Source organism: Pseudoalteromonas sp. NJ631 (assembly GCF_000276645.1).
GTDB classification, from domain to species: domain Bacteria; phylum Pseudomonadota; class Gammaproteobacteria; order Enterobacterales; family Alteromonadaceae; genus Pseudoalteromonas; species Pseudoalteromonas piscicida.
The window spans coordinates 221,614-244,115 of the sequence record NZ_AKXJ01000004.1 but is presented as its reverse complement, the minus strand read 5'-3'; the positions used below and the strand labels follow the sequence as shown (position 1 = coordinate 244,115).

General features: G+C 42.6%; 15 protein-coding genes. 6 read left to right on the top strand and 9 right to left on the bottom strand.

Going from position 1 to position 22,502, the window contains the following annotated elements:
• The first annotated feature begins 4 nt into the window (after positions 1-4).
• The 5 genes from pgm to A587_RS0109850 all read left to right on the top strand — a co-directional run bounded on the left by pgm (position 5) and on the right by A587_RS0109850 (position 6,886).
• The gene (gene pgm / locus A587_RS0109870; RefSeq protein WP_017217443.1) at positions 5-1,642 is read left to right on the top strand and encodes a phosphoglucomutase (alpha-D-glucose-1,6-bisphosphate-dependent); all 1,638 of its coding nucleotides are present in this window, start codon (positions 5-7) and stop codon (positions 1,640-1,642) included.
• Positions 1,643-1,724: 82 nt separating this feature from the next.
• The gene (gene astE, locus A587_RS0109865) at positions 1,725-2,759 is read left to right on the top strand and encodes a succinylglutamate desuccinylase (RefSeq protein WP_017217442.1); all 1,035 of its coding nucleotides are present in this window, start codon (positions 1,725-1,727) and stop codon (positions 2,757-2,759) included.
• Positions 2,760-3,110: 351 nt separating this feature from the next.
• The gene (locus A587_RS0109860; protein WP_010372716.1) at positions 3,111-4,328 is read left to right on the top strand and encodes a thiamine pyrophosphate-dependent dehydrogenase E1 component subunit alpha; all 1,218 of its coding nucleotides are present in this window, start codon (positions 3,111-3,113) and stop codon (positions 4,326-4,328) included.
• Positions 4,328-5,305, top strand: coding sequence for an alpha-ketoacid dehydrogenase subunit beta (locus A587_RS0109855; RefSeq protein ID WP_010604720.1), 978 nt, complete (start codon positions 4,328-4,330; stop codon positions 5,303-5,305). Before A587_RS0109860 ends, A587_RS0109855 begins: the two co-directional genes overlap by 1 nt.
• Before the next feature lie 9 nt (positions 5,306-5,314).
• A complete protein-coding gene (locus A587_RS0109850) occupies positions 5,315-6,886 on the top strand; it encodes a dihydrolipoyllysine-residue acetyltransferase (RefSeq protein ID WP_017217441.1) in 1,572 nt (523 codons plus the stop codon).
• A gap of 676 nt (positions 6,887-7,562) precedes the next feature.
• Here the strand turns inward: A587_RS0109850 and A587_RS0109845 are convergent.
• From A587_RS0109845 to A587_RS0109810, 8 genes are all read right to left on the bottom strand, one after another.
• Positions 7,563-10,628 carry a TonB-dependent receptor domain-containing protein gene (locus tag A587_RS0109845; RefSeq protein ID WP_017217440.1) on the bottom strand — a complete coding sequence of 1,022 codons (3,066 nt, stop codon included), beginning with the start codon at positions 10,626-10,628 and terminating at the stop codon, positions 7,563-7,565.
• 355 nt (positions 10,629-10,983) lie between these two features.
• A complete protein-coding gene (locus A587_RS0109840) occupies positions 10,984-11,232 on the bottom strand; it encodes a hypothetical protein (RefSeq protein WP_017217439.1) in 249 nt (82 codons plus the stop codon).
• A gap of 12 nt (positions 11,233-11,244) precedes the next feature.
• The gene (locus tag A587_RS0109835; protein ID WP_017217438.1) at positions 11,245-12,069 is read right to left on the bottom strand and encodes a CsiV family protein; all 825 of its coding nucleotides are present in this window, start codon (positions 12,067-12,069) and stop codon (positions 11,245-11,247) included.
• Complete coding sequence (gene mfd, locus A587_RS0109830) at positions 12,066-15,539, bottom strand: transcription-repair coupling factor (protein ID WP_017217437.1); 3,474 nt, start codon at positions 15,537-15,539, stop codon at positions 12,066-12,068. The genes A587_RS0109835 and mfd overlap by 4 nt, the downstream gene beginning before the upstream one ends.
• A 16-nt stretch (positions 15,540-15,555) precedes the next feature.
• Positions 15,556-16,446: a carbon-nitrogen hydrolase gene (locus tag A587_RS0109825; RefSeq protein WP_017217436.1), complete on the bottom strand. Its 891-nt coding sequence runs from the start codon at positions 16,444-16,446 to the stop codon at positions 15,556-15,558.
• 5 nt (positions 16,447-16,451) lie between these two features.
• Positions 16,452-17,489 carry an agmatine deiminase family protein gene (locus A587_RS0109820; protein ID WP_017217435.1) on the bottom strand — a complete coding sequence of 346 codons (1,038 nt, stop codon included), beginning with the start codon at positions 17,487-17,489 and terminating at the stop codon, positions 16,452-16,454.
• A gap of 114 nt (positions 17,490-17,603) precedes the next feature.
• Entirely contained in the window at positions 17,604-18,170 is a 567-nt protein-coding gene (locus tag A587_RS0109815) for a hypothetical protein (protein ID WP_010372743.1), read from the bottom strand.
• Between the two features lie 66 nt (positions 18,171-18,236).
• A complete protein-coding gene (locus tag A587_RS0109810) occupies positions 18,237-20,105 on the bottom strand; it encodes a methyl-accepting chemotaxis protein (RefSeq protein ID WP_026000948.1) in 1,869 nt (622 codons plus the stop codon).
• A 165-nt stretch (positions 20,106-20,270) separates the two neighbouring features.
• Here A587_RS0109810 and A587_RS0109805 point away from each other — a divergent pair, with 165 nt between their 5' ends.
• Positions 20,271-21,230, top strand: coding sequence for a DUF4382 domain-containing protein (locus tag A587_RS0109805; protein WP_017217433.1), 960 nt, complete (start codon positions 20,271-20,273; stop codon positions 21,228-21,230).
• Positions 21,231-21,283: 53 nt separating this feature from the next.
• On the opposite strand, the gene ald is transcribed toward A587_RS0109805, so the two are convergent.
• The gene (gene ald / locus A587_RS0109800; RefSeq protein ID WP_017217432.1) at positions 21,284-22,405 is read right to left on the bottom strand and encodes an alanine dehydrogenase; all 1,122 of its coding nucleotides are present in this window, start codon (positions 22,403-22,405) and stop codon (positions 21,284-21,286) included.
• Positions 22,406-22,502 lie beyond the last annotated feature (97 nt).

Sequence of the window (22,502 nt, the reverse complement as noted above, 5' to 3'; positions counted from 1 at the left end):
TCTTATGGCGATCCATCCGCAAGCTGGCAAAAAGGTATCGAAAGAATTATTGGTAAATGTACCTAAGCTGGTTTCATCGTACTATTTAAATGAGCCTGACTTAGAAGCGCATCCAGAGCATTGTGTCGCCTTTGGCACAAGTGGCCACCGAGGTTGCTCACTTAATTTTAAGTTTAATGAGTCGCATATTCTGGCCATCACTCAAGCGATCTGCGATTACCGTAAAAACAACAATATTTACGGTCCGCTTTTTCTTGGTAAAGACACCCATGCGTTGTCGGAAGCCGCTTTTAACTCGGCTATTGAGGTCTTGGTTGCCAACGAAGTACAAGTTATCACACAAGAAAATGATGACTACACACCAACCCCTGTGATCAGCCACGCGATTGTCTCGCACAATTTAACCAATCCACACGAGCTTGCAGATGGTATTGTGGTGACGCCATCACATAACCCGCCAGAAGATGGCGGATTCAAATATAACCCACCAAATGGTGGACCGGCCGATACCGATGTCACCAAATGGATTGAAGATAGATCGAATCAGCTACTACTCGAAGATTTGGTTGAAGTTGAGTTATTCCCGTTTGCGAAAGCGAGAAGATCTGGATTTATCAAGTATGAAGATCTGATCACACCATACGTTCAAGACTTGGGTAATATCATTGATATGGAAGCCATTGCTCGAGCCGGTGTTAATATTGGTGTGGATCCTCTTGGTGGTTCAGGTGTTAATTTCTGGCCTGTGATTGCCAAACACTATGATTTGAAGCTAACGGTTGTAAATGACGTTGTCGACCCAAGTTTTGCCTTTATGCCACTTGATAAAGACGGCAAGGTGCGCATGGACTGTTCATCACCTTATGCAATGGCTAATTTGATAGCGTTAAAAGACGACTATGATATCGCTATAGGTAATGATCCGGACTTCGACAGACACGGTATTGTCACGCCAGATGGCCTGATGAACCCAAACCACTTTTTAGCAGTGGCAATTGATTATCTGATCAAGCATAGAGCTTGGAATAGCTCGATAAAAATTGGTAAAACACTGGTATCTAGTGCCATGATTGACAAAGTGTGTGGTGCAAATGGCCGAGACGTTTACGAAGTGCCAGTGGGCTTTAAATGGTTTGTAGACGGGTTAGCGGCAGGAGAGCTCGCATTTGGCGGTGAAGAGAGTGCTGGCGCTGCGTTTTTAAGAAAAGACGGCAGCACATGGTGTACAGACAAAGACGGTTTTATCATGGGGTTACTTGCCGCTGAGATCCTAGCTGTTACAGGTAAATCGCCATCTCAACATTACCACGCTTTTGAACAAGCATTTGGCGCGCCTGTATACAAACGTATCGATGCACCCGCAAATACTGAGCAAAAAGCAAAGCTCAAGGCATTAAGTGCAGACAATATCAAGGCTGACACCCTAGCAGGTGATAAAATTACTCAGATATTAACCAATGCCCCAGGTAATGGTGCTGCTATTGGTGGTCTTAAAGTCGTTACCGAAAACGGTTGGTTTGCGGCGCGTCCATCGGGCACTGAAGATATTTACAAAATTTATCTTGAATCATTTAAAGGTGAAGCGCATTTAGCTGAACTTGAACATGAGGCAAAGACATTGGTTGACTCAGTGATTAGTTAACAAAAAGCTTCTACAAGCCATACTCCTCGTATGGCTTTTTTGTATCCCAATGCGGATTATTCAACAACATCAATTTGGAATTATGACGTACTTAGCAGAATTAAAACAAAGCGGTGACTTTCTTACTATCACAAGAAATAATGAATTTACACTTGAACCCGTGAACTTCACTTTAGACAACGGTACCTTGGTGGAAGTCCATGATACTGGTGTGATCCAGTTTACGCCCGTTGGTGAAACAACGAAAGATATTGTGCTATCGAGCGCTGTGCACGGCAATGAAACCGCGCCAATTGAGATATGTGACGAGCTTATCCAACATATTATTACTGGCAGATTGGCATTGGCGCAGCGGGTGTTATTTATTTTTGGTAACCCGAAATCCATTAACATTGGCCAGCGTTTTGTCGATGAAAACCTAAACCGCCTATTTAACGGCGCACATAATCAAGAAACAGATAACCCTGAAAAGGTCAGAGCTCAAAAGCTAGAAGGTTATGTTAAGGCTTTCTTTGAACAGGGGAGCGGTGAGCGCTATCGTTGTCACTATGACCTTCATACTGCTATTAGAGGGTCTAAAAACGAAAAGTTTGCAGTTTATCCGTTTTTACATGGTAAGCCGTGGAAGAAATCACAGCTACAGTTTTTATTGTCATGCGGTGTCAATACCGTATTAATGATGCGCTCGGCGGCGACAACATTTAGTTACTTTTCTTCTTACCAGTTTGGGGCCGATGCTTTCACTATCGAACTTGGGCAGGTGAAGCCATTTGGTGAGAATAACATGGCGAGCTTTGCAAAAACCAAGGAAACGCTAAAAGCATTAATTAGCCAAGAAAAAGTGGAATATAAAGAATTTAATGCAGATGAGTTCGAGCTATTTACCGTTCATCGTACTATCAATCGTACTCAAGCCGAATTTTCTTTTCCATTCGCTGATTCTGCAGAGAATTTTACAGGCTTTTCGAAAGGTGAATTACTAGCGACGGACGGAGATAAGCAGTATTTCGCTGAGGTTGAGGGCGAAGCTATTATCTTCCCAAATGCCAATGTGGCTTTGGGGCAACGTGCATTACTAACCGTTGTACCGTTAGAGGTTGATGAAAACTTCATATAAATCATAGATGTAAAATTCTACTTGTCTTCGTATCAAAATCTTTCCAAAAACATTGATGCATTTTCACGGTTATTCATCTAGGATTAGTTGAATAACCGTTTACGTTAACGTAAAGTTGAAACGCTTTAATTTAATTTACTTACTTAAATCGCAAATATTATTCAGTCTTTGATAAGTTGTTAGACCAGTTATTCATACTAACCACAAATGTGATCAAGACCAATTAACACAATCATAAATGCGAGGTGAGTTAAGACTCTTTTCGTCTTGCGCTATCTGAAGCCAGATCTCGTATGAGGAAGTCGGGTTTGAACTCCGTAAGTTTGTTATGACAACAAGAGAAGGTAGGTTATGACTAACCCCAATAATATATCCTTAAATATCAGCCACGCGCTGGAATTTATAGATGGTCATGCACTCAATATCCCTACATTAAAGATTTTAAGTGACCAAGGCGATGTTCTAGACGGTGCAACAGCACCAGATATTGATAAAGAAACGGCATTAAGAATTTACTCTACAATGCGGTTTATTCGTTTACTTGACGAGCGTATGCAAGGTGCTCAGCGTCAAGGGCGTATTAGCTTCTATATGCAATGTCTTGGCGAAGAAGCTGCTGTTACGGCAAGTGCCGCAGCGCTTAAAGAAGATGACATGATCATGGCTCAGTACCGTGAACAAGCTGCAATTCACTATCGTGGTTTTTCGCTTGAGCAGTTCATGAATCAGCTATTCTCGAATGAGAAGGACTTAGGCAAAGGCCGCCAAATGCCTGTGCACTATGGTTCTAAAGAACTACATTACTTGACTATTTCGTCACCGCTAGGAACGCAAATTCCTCAAGCAACGGGCTATGCATACGGCCAAAAGCTAAAACATATTGATAAAGAAACCGGCGAGCTAACGTCTGAAATCGATAATGTCACGATTTGCTATTTTGGCGAAGGTGCTGCGTCAGAAGGTGATTTCCACGCCGGTCTAAACATGGCCGCAGTGCATGGTTCACCGGTCATCTTTTATGCACGTAATAATGGTTATGCGATTTCAACCCCTGCGGATGAACAGTTCAAAGGTGATGGTATTGCCGCTCGCGGTGTAGGCTATGGTATAAAAACTATCCGTGTGGATGGTGCCGATGCGCTTGCCGTTTACGCCGCGACACAAGCCGCGCGTAAAATCGCAGTTGAAAACGGTGAGCCTGTGATGATTGAATCTATTGCATACCGTTTGGGTGCACATTCAACTTCTGATGATCCGTCTGGTTACCGTACTAAAGACGAAGAAGCTGAATTTAAAAATAGTTGCCCGGTAAATCGATTTAAGCAATGGCTTTTAAAACAAGGTTGGCTGGATGAAGCCCAAGATGATGCGGAAAAAGAAAAAATCCGTGAAGATATCTTGGCTGCATTGAAGGTTGCAGAGAAAGTACAGAAGCCTGCATTAGAAGATCTGGTCTCAGATGTTTATGACACGCCAATTCCATCGCTGCAGAAGCAATATGATGAATTGAAAGCGCATATTAAAGCTTATCCAGACGCATACCCAGTCACAGCAGGGAGAATTAAATAATGGCTAAAATGAACATGCTACACGCCATTAATTCGGCGCTAGATATCACGATGGCGGAGCATCCGCAGGCTTGTATTTTTGGTGAAGATGTAGGCTACTTTGGTGGTGTATTCCGTGCAACTTCAGGCCTTCAAGAAAAATATGGTAAACACCGCGTATTTAATACACCACTGACTGAACAAGGTATTTTGGGTTTTGCCAATGGTCTTGCTGCGTTTGGTGCCCCTGCGCTTGCTGAAATTCAATTTGCGGATTATATCTTCCCAGCATTTGACCAAATCGTGAACGAGTCGGCCAAGTTCCGTTATCGCTCGGGAAATGAGTTTGATGTGGGTAACTTAACAATTCGTACGCCGTACGGTGGCGGTATTGCAGGTGGTCTATATCATTCACAATCACCAGAAGCTTACTTTGCACATACACCTGGTCTTAAAATTGTAGTACCCCGCAATCCGTATCAAGCGAAAGGTCTACTGCGTGCTGCCATTAAAGATGATAACCCGGTTATTTTCTTTGAACCAAAGCGCTTATATCGTGCTTCTGTTGGTGAAGTGCCAGAAGAAGATTACAGCATCGAGCTTGGTAAAGCCGAAGTGATTAAAGAAGGTACCGACATAACGCTATTGGCTTGGGGCGCGCAGATGGAAATCATCGAACAAGCGGCACAAAAAGCTGAAGAAGCAGGTATTAGCTGTGAAATAATCGACTTAAGAAGTATTCTTCCTTGGGATATGGACACGGTAGCCAAGTCAGTGGTTAAAACGGGTCGTTTGGTCGTGAGCCATGAAGCGCCAATCACGAATGGTTTTGGCGCTGAGATTGCAGCAACCATACAAAAAGAGTGTTTCCTGCATTTAGAATCTCCAATTGAGCGAGTTTGTGGATTAGACACGCCATATCCTTTAGCACTTGAAAAAGAATATGTGCCAGATGCACTTAAAGTGTTTGCCGCTATCAAACGTTCTATGGAATTTTAAGGATAAGTTATGGCTAAAGAATTTATCTTACCAGATATTGGTGAAGGCATCGTAGAGTGCGAAATCGTCGAGTGGTTGGTGGCTGTTGGTGACGAAGTAAAAGAAGATCAACCTATTTGTGATGTAATGACTGATAAGGCACTAGTTCAGATCCCTGCGGTACATGACGGTGTGATCACTAAGCTGCATTACGAAAAAGGTGAAATTGCGAAGGTGCATGAGCCTTTGTTTGCAATGGATGTTGCTGGCGAGCAAGCTGCTCAGCCGGAGCAATCGGCACCTCAGTCCTCGCCAACTACTTCAACCAGTACTGTACTTGAAGACTTTATCTTACCTGATATTGGCGAAGGCATTGTTGAGTGCGAAATTGTTGAATGGCTTGTCGCTGAAGGTGATGAAATTAAAGAAGATCAGGCCGTTTGTGATGTAATGACTGACAAGGCGCTAGTGCAAATTCCAGCCAAGTACGATGGTATTGTTGAAAAACTCTATTATCAAAAAGGTGAGATAGCACAGGTGCATAGTCCGCTATTTCAAATGAAGTTGGCGTCATCTCACGCCGGAAAATCAGACGATCCAATCGCTGATGTCCACAAGCCTAAAGAAAGTAATGCACAAGCTGCTACTGCAAACGATGATGCTACGCGCAGTTTGCCGAAAAATGGTAAAGCAATTGCCTCTCCGGCAGTACGCCGCAAGGCGCGCGAAGTTGGTGTTGACCTCTCTGAAGTGCCTGGCTCTGGTAAAAATGGGCGCGTTTATAAAGAAGACATCGAACATTTCCTTGAGCACGGTGTAACTGACGCTTCAACCACGAATGAAGCTAGCACCATGGTACAGCCTCAAACGCAAAAGTCGGCTCCTACCTCAGAAGGTGGTAAAAGAGTTGAGCCTCTACGTGGTATGAAAGCGGCGATGGCCAAACAGATGGTGGCCTCTGTTTCGACGATCCCACATTTCACTTACTGTGACGAGATTGACTTAACCGATTTAATTGCACTTCGTGGTGCTTTGAAAGAGCAATATGCCAAACAAGGCGTGAAGCTGACGATGATGCCATTTTTTATCAAGGCGTTGTCACTCGCTATCAACGAATTCCCAATTTTGAATGCAAAAGTAAATGATGACTGTACGGAAATCACTTATTTTGATGACCATAATATTGGTATGGCAGTGGACAGCAAGCTGGGTCTTCTAGTGCCAAATATTAAATCATGCCAAAGCAAATCGATTATTGAAGTTGCCCAATCTGTTACTGAACTGACAGAAGCCGCTAGGGAAGGGCGTGTATCTCCTGATTCTCTGAAAGGCGGTACTATCTCAATCTCAAACATAGGGGCGATTGGCGGTACGGTTGCTACACCGATTATTAATAAACCAGAAGTTGCTATCGTTGCACTTGGCAAAGTGCAGCAGTTACCACGCTTCGATGCACAAGGTAATGTGGTTGCGCGCTCTATCATGCAAGTAAGTTGGTCTGGCGACCATCGTATTATTGATGGTGGCACGATCGCACGTTTCAATAATTTATGGAAAACCTTCCTAGAGGAACCGGCTAAAATGATGATGGCAATGCGCTAATCCTTGTTTTTGCTAGTTTCTACTTGTTGTAAAGGGCCTTTACGGCCCTTTTTTATTTGTAAAAATTTAACAGTAGTAAACGGTAATTTTCAAATTTTTGAATTGGAAATTACTGTGAAAGTCATGCTGAAATTGTGTCAATGTAATCGCTGAACATGATTTGGCCGATAAAAATAGCCATTCAATAAATTTTAAAGCTTTTAAACTAGGTAAGTTTCACAGAGTGAATTACTTGGATTGAGTGGCACATTACCTCTGATGTGCGAGGCAATTCTTAACAAGGTTGCATAACTCCAAAAACCTGCAAGTTATATATTTAGCCCTAAATCTTTCGTAGTTCAATTTGACTAGTAAATCTGAATTATTTCTCATTTTTTTTGTGGGATTGTACTTTGGGTGTAGTGGGTGTGTAGCTGGAAGTCTTATACCAATGCGCGTAATTAAGTGATCTATTTTGAGGCGAAAATTTTGCTATTTAGTTGTTCTAAATGAGAAATTTTTAACACATTTAGCGTCAGATTTGCTCCTAATTTGAGCAAGTATTAAGACTAATTGGTATGAAGATAGATGCAGGGTTGTATTGTTAAGATCTCTGTTCACGGGAGCAAAAAGAAGCCTTAAAAAGATGCCATTTCACTCATGAAATGGCATCTAGATTTATAACGTACTAAGAAATTTAAAACTTGTACGTGAAACCAGCGCTGAATACGCGGCCATAAGTGTATCTAGCAACTGATAGCTCACGAACACTTGGGTACCAATCGAATAGATTATCCACTCGGAAACGCACAACAGCATTATCATTCAGGTAATATGAACCACCTAAAGTATATAAAGTCTGTGATTGGATCTTGTTATACGGATTACCGTTTTGATCGATATAATCATAGAAATTAGTAGAGTCGTTGTTGCGATTACCTTCACCGTAGTACTCAACATCAAAATACACGTTAATGTCTTCGAGAGTGTAGTCAAATCTTAAATCACCACGCCAATCTGGATTAGTGTATTCACCTGTATTGTCTTCGAAGTCGAAGCCGGTATTAGACTCAGCGTCCTTTTTAAGGTTATATAGACGCGAACGAATACCTAACTCACCAGAGTTTTCAGGTAATAATCCACCAATAAGTGGATATTGGTGCAATGGACGCTTGAACATGACCTCGTATTCATATGTCTCAAACTCTTGAAGTGCAGCATTTACATAACCAGATTCAAACGCTTTATCAGCAGGGATCTGGAAGTCTGCGCCTCGTCTAAATTTACCACAGAACTCATTCGGGTAATTAGTAGAGTCGTAACATGCATTTAAGATGTCGGTCAGAGTAAAGTCAACAATCGCGTCTTCAATATCGATCTTTATATAATCAATTTTAAAGCTGAAGCCTTCAAACCACTCTGGAGCATAAACAAGTCCAATATTTAAACCTTCTGCTTTTTCGCTTTCAAGATCTACATTACCGCCAGTTGTACCAACCCTTGAAGCATTTCCTGATACTGCCTTATAACCAGCTGGCACACCAGCAGCTTCACAGTTAGCTCTTCTTGTTGCTGGGCTTGGACCTTTATCTATATTATTGATATCACAAGGATCTGTGCCGAATTGAGAGTCTAGAATTACTGGTAAAAATAGTTCGGTAACAGACGGTGCTCTAACGGTTTCTGAATAGTTAGCTCTAACCATTAGGTCACTGATTGGCTGGTAATTTAGACCTACAGCCCAAACATTGTCTTTACCCGCTGCATCATTGTCAATTCTACGGAACGAAGCGTCAACGCTCAGCGTATTTACAAGTGGAATATCCATGTCGCTTGAAACTAGCGGTAGACTGATTTCCGCAAATAAATCTTGTGTAGTATACGAACCTGAAGTAGAAGCATTAGCCAGACCACTGTTTAACACATTTGTGCCATCTTCACTAAAGCTTGCTTTTTCTGTACGTCTTTCGTAACCAAATGCTGCTGCTAAATAACCTGCAGGTAATTCGATAATATCACCTGTGGTGAACGCTTGAAGGATATCTTGTTCAACACGTGAATAACCCATTGCAGGGTAGGTGATATAATCAAGAACTTCTTGAGAAGCTGGGCCAAATGGGTTGTATGCAACACACTTGCCAACTTCACCCAGTACTGATTGGGTTTCTGTTACACCAAAACCGCTAGTTGTATACTTGTCGTGATAGCCGTCGACATAGTTGGCTTTACAGTCAATAGCGCCATTGTTATAACCAACATCGATTGCCGCTAAGAAGCGATTTTCGTTGATGTTAAAGTCTTGAGAGAATATTTTGCTTACACCTTGTTGATAGAAAACATCCCATTTCCATTCGTTTTCTCCCAGTTCAAAATAACCATCAAAGCCAATTTTTATACTTCTTACATCAGATTCATTGGTAATTTTACGTTTACCCAATGAAGTCCAAGCTTTGTGCATATAAAACTCACCAGGACCACCAAGGTAGTTTTCAAGGCGATTCCTTGTTTCACTTGGTAAGTAAACATAGTCTGTGTCGAATTTAAGTGCAGCGCCAAGGCCACTGAATAGACCTGAACTATATTTGTTTGGTTGATAGCCTTCATTTACCGCATCAGATGAGTTAAAGAAACCTAGTACAGACATGTTGATATCATCTGTAAGCTTATAATTACCTGATATAGTAAAGTTGTAACGCTCAAACCCTTCTCGAGCAGTATTAGATTCAGCAAGGTCCAGACCGTCACCACCAGAAGACCAAACAGCATTACCTGTAGGTGTTCCTGTGTTGAAAGGGATTAATTGCCCGTTACCACTTGGGTCAAATTGTAAAAATGAACCGTCTGGCCACGCACCTAAACCTGCATTAACTACCGCTGTCGGTCCTGGAGTGATAAGGCCAGAGTTTGATAGAATTCCAGCTCTACCATTTGGGTATAAACGACGTTGGCCTGCAACAGGGTTGCCATCGGCATCAACTACCGCGTCAGATCCCAAAGGCGTATAACCACCCCATTGGTCAACCCATGATGGTAATTCGGATGCTAAGATACTTTTCTGATCTTGGTATTCAAAACTAAAAACTAAGTTGCCTTTATCTTCATTGAAGTTTCCGCCAAATAAACCGCGGAATGATTTATCGTACTTACCTGCTTCATCATAATTCGTTACGTCAGCTGAGAACTCGGCACCCTCGTAGTCAGTTTTTAAGATAAAGTTTACAACACCTGCAACTGCATCGGCGCCATAGACTGGTGCACCACCCACCTTAACTACTTCTACTCGCTCAATAAGAGAAACCGGGATATTGTTTATATCTACCTGGCTACCTGGTGCACTACCACCACCTACAGGTGAGTTACTTGAAACAAAACGTGAACCATTAACTAGAGATAGGGTACGTTGAGAACCCAGTCCGTACAAATTAACGGTACTTTGACCAACACCTTGGGAAGCGGCTTCTTCGTTATTTGAAAGGTTTGCTGTCGCTGCAAGCGCGATACCAGGGACTTCCTCTAACACTGATGCTAAGTTAGTTGTACCTCGTTTACTTATATATTCAGAGTCAATCGTTTCTATAGGTTGTGTTGACTCTAGATCAACTCGAGAAATACGTGAACCTGTTACTTCTATGCGCTCAACTTTATCTACTACAGCTTGATTTGCGTCTTGTTCTTCTGCGTATACTGCTGGAGATACCGCTGCGATTGTCGCACTTACGGCTAAAGCCGCTTTGATCGACGATGAGAGTGTATTGATTTTCATAATTATTCCTATTTTTTTAGCATATCTGTGTATGCAATAGCGACTATATTTAGATTAATTACAAATTTACACACTCAATTGATAATTTACTTTTTCAAAATTAATTTGTTACATTTCATACTATGCAGCTAGTATTTACGCGTTTTTTTAGTATCTTGTTATTAATTGTTAAATTTATTGTTGTTGTATTGGGGAGATTAAAAATTAATTGTATTGATTGGTTTACGAAATGGATATTTGTTCAAAGAGAGATAACTTATTTGACACTAATTTTATAACATTATTTAACTACTGAGTGATGGAAGGTATGAGACTCAATCAATTTATTATTGAGTCTCGATAACAAGTTTCAGGATTATTCAATACCTTTCTTTGAATAAAGAGTTACTTTATCTGAAAGCAGCGTTACTTTAATGTGCTTGTCTTCGCTTCCCCAAATGCAATTGGTGTGTAGCGTTTTTTCTTCACATTTATCAGCAGAGCCAAGAATATTCTCAACTTCAGCTTTGTCCATGCCTACTTCTAGCTTATTGTAGTTTTCTAAACTTACTTTAGAACAGCCGACTAGGGTGAGTAGCGCAGCAGCAGTTAGTAATTTTTTCATAGGGTTGCCCGTCTAATGTTTGTATTTTCTTATTTGAAAGATGACCCCAAGTTTGGGGTGATCTAAGTAATGTATGTCGCCGCTATACACGCGTGTATATTGGGACATACGAGCAGTACGAATGTCGTTGCCGTCTTCGTACTTTAAATCTAAATCCGTGGTCACGTAAAGGTAGTGTCTCACGTGAATTTTAATCAAGCCTTCAAGTTGCCAATGCACTTGCTCTTTTGATTCTTGAATATTAAAGCGCTTCGATAGTGACGAAAACTGATCGTCATTTTCAGTTACGCTATAACTGGATGGTGGCGCAAACTGTTTGCCAGCAATAATTTCGATGTTGGGAGCACGCTTGTTACTTTGTTCAGGGAATCGCCAACCAGTGTGCAACAGTGGCTTGAGTCCTTTACGTTTTAACTCGGCAATTTTGTTAGAAAAATTAAACTGTGACTCATTCAATAAATAAATTGAGTCCATATGTTCTTGTGGCTCAACTTGCGGTGAAAGAGGCAAAGTGCCGAATTTTTCAACATAGTTTGCATCTGGATCGCAAGAACTGGAGCGTGCACCCGATGTTAATCCACGAATAAAATCGTGCTCAGCGAACTGCTCACTGCCTTCCAAGCATAGTTTATAGCCGGTGGTATTAAAACCGTCGAATAATAGTGACTTGATGTTTTTTTGATTGAGCGGCTCAGGTTCAATACTAAAGTCTTCTCGCAAAGAGAAACTAGGCTCTTGCTCAAATGCTATCATTTCTACTTCAAACCAACGGGTGGCGTGTGCAGACGCGCTACTTACCAAAGCCGCTAGGATGGCCAGACTTTTTATTGTTTTCATGCTACAGCCTTTTTCTCAAAGTCATCAATCATCGCATTAACCAGTTTCAATCTCTCTTGGCCATTTTTTTCTTCGATCAGGAACTTCAGTTTATTCGCGCCTTCCATTCTATAGGTTGACGGGCTACTTTGTATCAATCCTATGATGAATGTTGGGTTAACTTTTGTATGACTACTGAACTCAAAGAAGCCACCTTTGGGGTTTGCTTCGACCTTGTTAATGCCTAATTGGGTTGCCTTTAGCTTAACAGACTGCACCGCAAAGAGGTTTTTCGCCGCATCTGGCAGCAGCCCAAAGCGATCGATTAATTCGATCTGCAGCTCATCGAGTTCAGCCAATGATTTAGTGCTTGCTATGCGTTTATACATACTAAGACGAATATTTACATCATGAATGTAATCATCCGGTAGCAGTGCTGGGAACTTAAGGTCAACCTCGCTTTGCTGCTGAAGTAGGTTATCGAGTGTCGGCTCTTTACCATTTTTTAAAGCTTCAACTGCTTGTTCCAGCATTTCCATATACAGTGTAAAGCCAACGGTTTGAATTTGACCGCTTTGGTCGTCTCCCAGTAACTCACCTGCACCACGGATCTCTAAATCGTGGGTGGCAAGGGCAAAACCTGCGCCTAAGTCTTCGAGCTGCTCAATGGCCTGTAAGCGCTTGACCGCGTCTTTAGTTAAGGCTTGGCTATTCTTCGTGAGTAGATATGCGTATGCTTGGTGATGGCTTCGTCCTACACGGCCGCGAAGCTGATGTAACTGTGCCAATCCGAGTTTATCGGCTCTATCCATTATGATGGTATTAGCAGAGGGAATATCGATACCGGTTTCAATAATGGTCGTACACACAAGCACATTATACTTTTGGTGATAGAATTCACCCATCAAGTGCTCAAGTTCTTTTTCACGCATTTGCCCGTGGGCGGTGGTGACATTGGCTTCTGGCACGAGCGCTGAGATATCAGCGGTGATTTTGTCTATCGTCTCGACATTATTGTGGAGGAAGTAAACCTGTCCACCGCGCTTGATTTCACGCAAAATTGCTTCGCGGATAAGCTCGTCGTTGCGCTCTCGCACAAAGGTCTTTACTGCTAATCGTTTGGCTGGAGGTGTTGCGATAATAGAGAGATCACGCATACCACTCATTGCCATATTCAGTGTACGCGGGATTGGGGTAGCGGTTAGGGTAAGAATGTCGACATCCGCTCTAAGCTGCTTAATTTTTTCTTTTTGTCTCACACCAAAGCGGTGTTCTTCGTCAACAATCAACAAACCTAAATCGGCGAACTTGATGTTTTCTTGAATAAGCTTATGGGTGCCTATCACAATATCAATTTTGCCTTCTTCAAGTTTTTGTAACGTCTCCTTTTGTTCTTTCGCTGAGTTAAAGCGCGAAAGCACACCAACTTCAACAGGCAGATCGGCAAAACGGTCTTTAAAGTTCTCAAAGTGTTGTTGGGCAAGGAGCGTAGTTGGCACTAAGACAGCCACCTGTTTGCTATCGTTGACGGCAACAAATGCAGCGCGCATGGCCACTTCGGTTTTACCAAAGCCAACATCACCACAAACTAGCCTGTCCATCGCTAGGCTTGATTGCATGTCTGCAAGTACGGCTGTGATTGCATTGCGTTGATCGTCTGTTTCTTCAAATGGGAAGCTATCAGAAAAGTCTCGATAGGCACTCGCATCTAGCTTAAATGCATATCCCGGCTTACTTTGGCGTTTTGCGTATATGTCTAGGAGTTCAGCTGCAACATCTCTGACTTTTTCAGCCGCTTTGCGTTTTGCTTTTTCCCACGCGTCGTTACCCAGTTTATGAAGAGGTGCAGAAGCTTCTTCACCTCCAGAGTAACGACTGAGCATATGAAGCGAAGAAACAGGCACATAAAGTTTAGCGTCATTGGCATAGATGATAGTCACAAACTCGGTAGCAATACCCGCTGCATCTATGGTTTCTAGCCCTAAATAGCGGCCTACACCATGATCTAAATGAACAATAGGTTGACCTTCTTTTAACTCAGCGAGGTTTCGGATCAGCGCGTCTTGCCCTTGCTCGTATTTATGTTTACGGCGGCGCTTTTGGGAGATCTTAACACCTAACAGTTCTTGTTCGGTGATGATAGACAGCGATTGTTTGTCCAGTAGTTTCACACTGGTCGCAAGCGGAGTGACGACCACACCAACATCTGAGTCGCTAGATACAAACTCTGCAATGCGCTTATAAGGCTTAAGCTTTAGTCCTGTCGGTTTTAATAAGGTAAGCAGTGACTCTCGTCGGCCCTCTGATTCAACACTGAATAACACCCGAGACTTTTGTTTTTTTTCAGCAGCAATATAATCGAGGATTTTTTGATACGGATTAGCTTGTTTATGCTCAATGCGGACATCGTCTATTAATTCTGCTGCGACATTGTTATTGCCCGCTTTGGTTCCCAGTATCGCTTGACTAAGCTTTATTCGAGAGAAGCCGTTAAGGCCTTCAAATAAGGTCTCTATTGGCTGATATAGCTTGGCTGGTGCAAGTAGCGGGCGAAGAGGGTCAACCCGGCGACTTTCGTAGCGTTTAGATACGTCTTGCCAAAAGGTTTGGGCCGCAGATTCAATGTCGCCAAAAGGCATAAATACGGTATCTTCAGGTAAATAGTCAAACACCGTCGCTAACGAATCAAAAAAGAGCGGTAAATAATACTCTATACCCGCTGGCCAGTTCCCTTTGCTGACTTGCATATAGATGCTGTCTTTTTCACTACTTGCGCCGAACGCTTCGCGGTAATTAATTCTAAAGCGTTCAATGTCTTCTGCATTGGTTGGGAATTCGTGCGCCGGTAATAAATCGATAGCATCAATCTCATCATTTGAGCGTTGGCTTTCGATATCAAAATGACGAATTGAGTCTAACTCATCATCAAAGAAATCTAGTCTAAAGGGGAGTGGGCTACCCATGGGGTATAAATCAATTATGGAGCCTCGAACAGCAAACTCACCATGCTCCATTACCTGCTGAACATGACGATAACCCGCTTGAGTTAAGGTATCACGCAAGCTTTGTGCGTCTACTGTGTCACCTTTTTTTACCTGAAGACTCATGCCGTGGATAAAGCTAGGTGGTGCGGTACGTAGCATGAGGGTTGAAACAGGAATGATGAGTACGGATTGCTTTTCCTGTTTGAGTGTATTTAGCGTCGCAAGACGCTGAGAAATAATGTCTTGATGTGGTGAAAAGTGATCATAGGGTAATGTTTCCCAGTCAGGAAACATCATGACCGGCGTGTCTTTTAAAAGATACGCTAGTTCATGCTCAAGGCGAAGTGCAGAAGGTGTATCGGGGGTGACGAGTACAATTAAGTTGTCATGTTGTTGGATGTGCTCACTCAAACACAGTGACAAGCTACTGCCAACCAAATTACCCCACGAAATTTTATCCTTGTTTGATTTTACCCAAGGTAAATTGTTCCATTGCACATTCGCCATTGATTACTCCTATTTATTAATCGCGATAAATTTTGCAAAGATCCTGATAGTGATCGATTCGTCTGTCTCTTAAATACGGCCAGATGCGACGAACAGATTCACTGCGTGCAAGATCAACATCAACAACCGAGATTTCCTCAGCTTCTTCAGATGCATGCAATAACATTTCACCTTGCGGACCGGTAACAAAAGAATTGCCCCAGAATTGAATACCTTCACTTTGACCTGAAGGGTCTGATTCATGGCCAACACGGTTAACGCTAATCACAGGTACTCCGTTAGAGACTGCATGTGCACGCTGTGCAATTATCCAAGCATCTCGTTGACGGATTTGCTCTGCTTTATCATCGCGAGGATCCCAGCCAATTGCCGTTGGGTAAATTAAAAACTCAGCGCCCGCCATTGCCATCAGACGCGCACCTTCTGGGAACCACTGATCCCAACACACTAGTACGCCTAATTTACCTACAGAAGTCTGAATTGGAGTAAAGCCCATGTCGCCGGGGGTGAAGTAAAACTTTTCATAAAAACCTGGATCATCAGGAATGTGCATTTTACGGTATTTGCCGGCAATCGTACCGTCAGACTCAAGTACAACTGCGGTGTTGTGATAAAGCCCTGTTGCACGCTTTTCAAATAACGACGCAACGATGACAACATTTAGCTCTTTTGCAAGTGCGCCTAGTGAGTCTGTGCTTGGGCCTGGAATGGTTTCCGCTAAGTCGAAGAGATCTGTGTCCTCAGTCTGGCAAAAATACAAGCTGCGGTGCAATTCTTGTAACACGATAAGCTTAGCACCCTGACTTGCTGCTTTTCGGATACCGTCACAGGTTTTCGCAAAGTTGTTTACGAGATCTGTAGAGTTACTATGTTGAACAATACCAACTTTGATGTTTTTTTCAGTCATGGTACTTACCTTAAAAAACCTTTTGGTAACTGCATCGTAATACAGTGCAGGCTACCGAATTGATGGATGATTGGTAGGCAGTTTACGCCAATTACCGTTCTTTCTGGGTGAGCAAGAGAGACTTTATCTAGCGCTTCTTGATCTTTGTCGTCGCCATAGATAGGTACTAACACCGTTTTATTCAAGATCAGATAATTTGCATAGGTTGCAGGTAATCTCTCACCCTCGTTATCAAACTTAGCACTAGGCCAAGGTAAACTAATCAAACGGTATGGATCGCCATTTGGGGTGCGGAATGTGCGTAGCTGCTGTTCCATTTTATTGAGGGCATCGTAGTGCTCGTCTGATTTGTCGTCGCACTTAACATATACCAAGGTGTTGTCCGGTGCAAAACGCACTAAAGTGTCGATATGACTATCCGTATCATCACCGGCTAAGTATCCATGATCTACCCACAAGAATGACTCTGCACCCAACTCTTTTTGCAACAATAGTTCTAATTCGGTTTTACTTAGATGTGGATTGCGATTTGGGTTCAACAGACACTCTGAAGTAGTCAATAAAACATTGGACTCGTTGATCTCAATACCGCCGCCTTCAAGTACCACGTCAACCTGTTCGAAGGTACAGTTTGGGTTGAGGACCTGTTTAGCCAGCTGCTGATTGATCTTATTGTCTAAATCCGCAGCAAACTTGTTACCCCAACCCGTAAAGGTGAAATCTTTGATACATAGATTTCCTGTACTTGTTTGCGTCGTAAGTGGACCATGGTCACGGGCCCACGTGTCATTGCAAGGCGTAACAACAAAGTGACACTTGGTTAAGCTAACCTCAGCTGCGCTAAGTAAGTTTTCAATATGCTGTTTTAACGCTTCATCATGCGCCACGATAACGACTTCTTGAACTTGGGTAATATGTTGGCAAAGTGCAACGTACACAGGTTCAACGTCACTGAGAATGTCGCTCCAATCGGTATCAGAATGCGGCCAAGTAAGCATGATTGCATCTTGTGGTGCCCATTCTGGGAGTAAAGTAAAACTCATTAAATCATCACCATATAATAATAAGCCTATAGTTTATCATTAACCTCAGGTGTGTCAGTAAGTTTTGTGAAGATAATTGAGCATTTAAATAAGGCACTTAATGCGTTAAAAGCCTTATTGGTCTTTTTGCTGCTTTAGCTTAAGTTGTCTGGTCTGGGCGTGTAGGCTTGCCCGTACAAGCAACTCTTGATCCGCTTCTCTAATAGCGGTAAAAGCGAGGGTGAATTTACCATCTTGCTTGGCAATGACTTCTGAGTAGCAAAAGATAGCACTGGCTTCATTGCGCAAAAATATTTTAGTTCGTAACGACTGTCCGACCTCATAATCTGCTTCTAACGTTGCGGTCAGGCCGCCGCCGCCGTAGCTGTCACAAAATAAATGACTGTCGTCAGGCTCTTCAGTCGCGAGAATATGGCTGATAATTAAATCAATCTTACGTGATTGCGCCTGCAAATAAGCTGCTAACTCATTGGCAATATCACCCAGATTACGAAGTGGTCGCAGGGCATTAAGATCTAACTCATTAATTTCGTTCGCGAGCTTAAATAGCGGCGGAATTGCAGCTTCTAATTGATATTCGTTTTCTGGAACCATATTGTCATCAACTGGGTAGAGGTTGATCTGAACCTGTTCAGCTATCTGAAAATACTGTTCAAATAATTCCTGCAAATTCGCTTTCATGTTTTATCTCTTGGCATCGCGCCGCTTTACAACTTTCTCTATAGTAACGGTTTAGTTTACCGATAATCAAACTTTGAATTGCTCAAGTAGTTGTTCTTGGGTTGTTATCTTTTCTACTTGAGACTGCATGGTGGCATCTACGCTCTTAGCTTCGCTATACACCGACTCAGAAATACCACGAATTGATGAGCTACTGCTATTCACGTTATTTACAATGTCATTTTGCTCATTCAGCATATCAGCAATACGTGAATTTAAATCGACAATATGGCGAATGGCACTACGCATATCTTCAAGCGCGGCTCGAGTTTGCTCTGCCTTTTCAACCGTTTTATCGACATAGTGTTGACTTTGCTTCATTACAGTAACCGCGCTTTCTGAACCTGACTGTAGTTGACTTATCATTCCACGGATTTCAGTTGTAGCTTCTTGTGTTCTTTGTGCAAGCGATCTTACTTCGTCTGCAACGACGGCAAAGCCGCGGCCAGACTCACCGGCCCTTGCGGCTTCAATGGCAGCATTGAGCGCTAAGAGGTTGGTTTGCTCAGCGATACTGTTGATAACCGATAATATTTGCTCAATAGCTGTAGACGAGCTTTCTAACTCCGTAACTACGGTCATTGCCGAACTGATTTGATTAGATAGCTCTTGAATTGTCTCCGTTGTTTCTGCAACGATTTTTTCTCCTTGGCGAGCAACTTGATCGGTGGTTTTAATTGCTTCAGCGGCTTCATGGGCAGATTGTGTTACTTGATGCTCGGTTGTAGACATGTGTGTTGTTGCTTCATCAAGGACTTTGATACTCGCCAATTGCTCTTGAATGGAAAGTTTGGCTTTATTTGCAACTTTAGATGTTTGTTGAGCATCGTTTAAAACTTCATGGCCTAAACCCTGAATATTCGCTATTAGAGACTGTAAGCTACTGGTAAAGGCATTAAAATTTTGCGCCAGTGCTGCAAATTCGGGTTCATGCTCGGTATTTAATCGTACGGTTAAGTCCGCATTACCGCGTGCGATAGCAGCCATGGCGGTGTTGATTTCATCAAGCGGCTTTAATAATAAGCTAATCACAAAAGAAAGTAGTACAGTCGCGAGTGCCACAGAAATAAAGGCAAATATGGCTGCATCTCTTTGCAGTCGTGAAAGTGCGGCAAAAACGGTGTCTTCATCCAGCATCACCCCTAAATACCAATCTAAGCCTTCGACTTCTTTAAACTGCACTAATTTGTCTTCGCCGTTGACTTCAACGTATTGGATATTTTCTGAGATACTTATATCACCGAGAAATGTACGAGAAGACTTACCATTTAGTTTTACATCAGGGTGTGAGATAGTCGACCCGTCTTTACTCACCATAAAGGCAAAACCCGCGTCTAGCAGGTTAAACGAGTTAATCATTTCGCCGAGTTTTGCCAAACTAACGTCGTAAAAAATCGCGCCGTTAAATTGACCTCGTTTAAACACTGGTGCACCGATTGATACCACAATTTCGTTGCTTACTGCATCAGCGTAAGGTGCTGTGATAATGAGCTTTCGTGCGGTTTTTGCGTCGGTATACCAAGGCCGCTTTCTCGGGTCCCAGTTTGCACCTGGGTTCCAATTTGGATCGCTAGCGACATATTTTCCAGTTTGCTCTTCACCATAACCTATCAGTAGGAATGAGGTTGTGAGCTGTGGCTGAGAGAGAATAGGGAAGGCCGCGTCTAAGGTGTCAGTGGAAGCAACGAGATTGGTAGCAAGAGCAGCGAGATCGGTTGCTCCTTTCATTTGCGCAGTGACAGTGTTACTGATTCCCTGAATTATTTCATTCACACTTTGTTCTGCTTGCGCTTTGATTGCTGATTGTACGGAAATGTATTGAATAACAGATAAGATCAGTAATGCTGCAAGCAGCACCAGCGCAGAGACGGATACGACTTTGTGTTTAAACTTCACGGCCACACTCCAATAAGTTTGATACATTAAACTTATGACATTTAATAAGAAAATGCCAAACCTTCTACACTGCATTTGAAGGTATTTCAAATTATTGCATTTATATTAATTATTTATTCATGGTGTGCTTCCTATCCTTTAAGACTTAGAAGAGGAGAAAACATCATGTATAAACCAGTTTTAACAGCAATAGCCTCGGCAATGATACTCGCTGCATGCGGTGGCGGTTCAGGTTCTGACTCAAACGACAACAACACCACGCAACCAACCCAAAAAACCACCGTAAGTGTTGGTGTATCAGATGCTGCTGTGAATAATCTTGCAGAGGTAAACCTTGTTATTCAACAGCTGACATTTAGAGCATCTGGAAAAGAAGATGTCACATTTGATACCTTGGATGCGCAGGGGAATCCAATGAAAATCAATCTGCTTGAATATACGGGCGATGATATCTATTTAGTTGTAAACGACCAAGAGATCGATGCCGGTGATTATGAGTGGATCAGAGCCGATGTTGTAAACGGTAGTGCGGGGTCTAATTTTGATTTAACCTCTAGCGTGCGTTTTTTAGATGGTAGTCAAGCACCATTAGCCGTAACCCGTAAAGGAAACGATGGTGTAGGTGAAATCCAACTCAATAACTTCTCGTTGAATGAAGGTGAAAACCAAATCGTATTGGAGTTTGACTTAAATAAGGCGCTGTTGAAACGCGGGAATGATGACACGGTTTATCTAAAACCAACAGCTGTCCGTTTGGAAAATCTGTTAACCAGTTTCGAAATTGAGGGCATGGTTAGCGAGTCTGTGAAAAATGCATGTATAGCAGATAATGCGGACCTAGCTCCTCTAGTCGGAGAGTACAAACATGTTGTTTATCTTTACAATGCGGATGTTGCAGGGCCAAGCGACATCAGTGATGAAGATTCAGCGCCGGCAGCAACCGCAAATTTAGATGCCGAGAGTGAATATGAGATAGCATTTATTGGTTCTGGAGATTACAAAGTAGGGTATTCGTGCTTAGGTCATTTAGATGATGCCGAAACGATAGATGCAGATTTTAGTTTGTATCAAACAAAAGACGTTACGTTAACGCAAGATACAGAAGTCAATTTCGAGACAAACTAACAGCAAACAAAAAGGGCTTCAATTGAAGCCCTTTTTACTACTTAAATTCAAAATTAAGCATTTTCTAGTGCAGCGCGTGGGTCAACATATTCCATGTTGAAGCCTTCTGCTACTTCTTTACACGTTACTTGACCTTTCAGAACGTTTAAGCCGTCCATGAAGTGTTTGTCATTTAATAGCGCTTGTTTGTAGCCTAAGTTTGCAAGCTTGATGATGTACGGAAGCGTTGCATTGTTAAGTGCAAACGTTGAAGTACGTGGTACAGCACCAGGCATGTTAGCTACACAGTAGTGAACTACGTCATCAACAATGTATGTTGGTTCTGCGTGTGTAGTCGCTTTAGAAGTCGCGATACAACCACCTTGGTCTATAGCAACGTCAACAATGGCAGCACCTGGCTTCATCGCTTTGATGTGTTCTGCAGTTACAAGCTTAGGCGCCGCTGCACCAGGAATTAGTACGCCGCCGATCACAAGATCTGCTTCTAGTACGTGCTTTTCAAGTGCATCAGCCGTTGAGTAGATAACTTTAGCTTGGCTACCAAACTGTGCATTTAGTGAACGTAGTACGTCGATGCTACGGTCAAGGATAGTAACGTCTGCGCCTAGACCTACAGCCATTTGCGCTGCATTACGACCAACCATACCACCACCGATCACAACAACTTTAGCTGGTTCAACACCCGGCACGCCACCTAGCAGCATACCACGGCCTTCACGCGACTTTTCAAGCGCTTGAGCACCAGCTTGAATTGACATACGACCAGCAACTTCTGACATTGGCGCTAGCAGTGGAAGACCACCACGCGCATCAGTTACCGTTTCGTATGCGATACAGATAGCACCGCTCTTAACTAGATCTTCTGTTTGTGGAAGATCTGGTGCTAGGTGAAGGTAAGTAAATAGGATTTGATCTTCACGTAGCATTGCGCGCTCAACAGCTTGAGGCTCTTTTACTTTAACAATCATATCAGCAGTAGCAAAAACTTCTGCCGCTGTGTCTAAAACTTTAGCACCAACTTGAACATAATCTTCGTCAGTAAAACCAATGCCGATACCAGCATTTGTTTCAACAACGACTTCGTGACCGTGATTGATTAGTTCACGAACGCTCGCAGGAACCATACCAACGCGGTATTCGTGGTTTTTTATCTCTTTAGGTACACCAATAATCATAATATTCGCCTCAAAATAAGAACGGGGTAAAATTTTTGACTATTATATTTACCTATAGCCAGTGTGTCTCACTGTTTTAATATTTCAATGTAGTGAT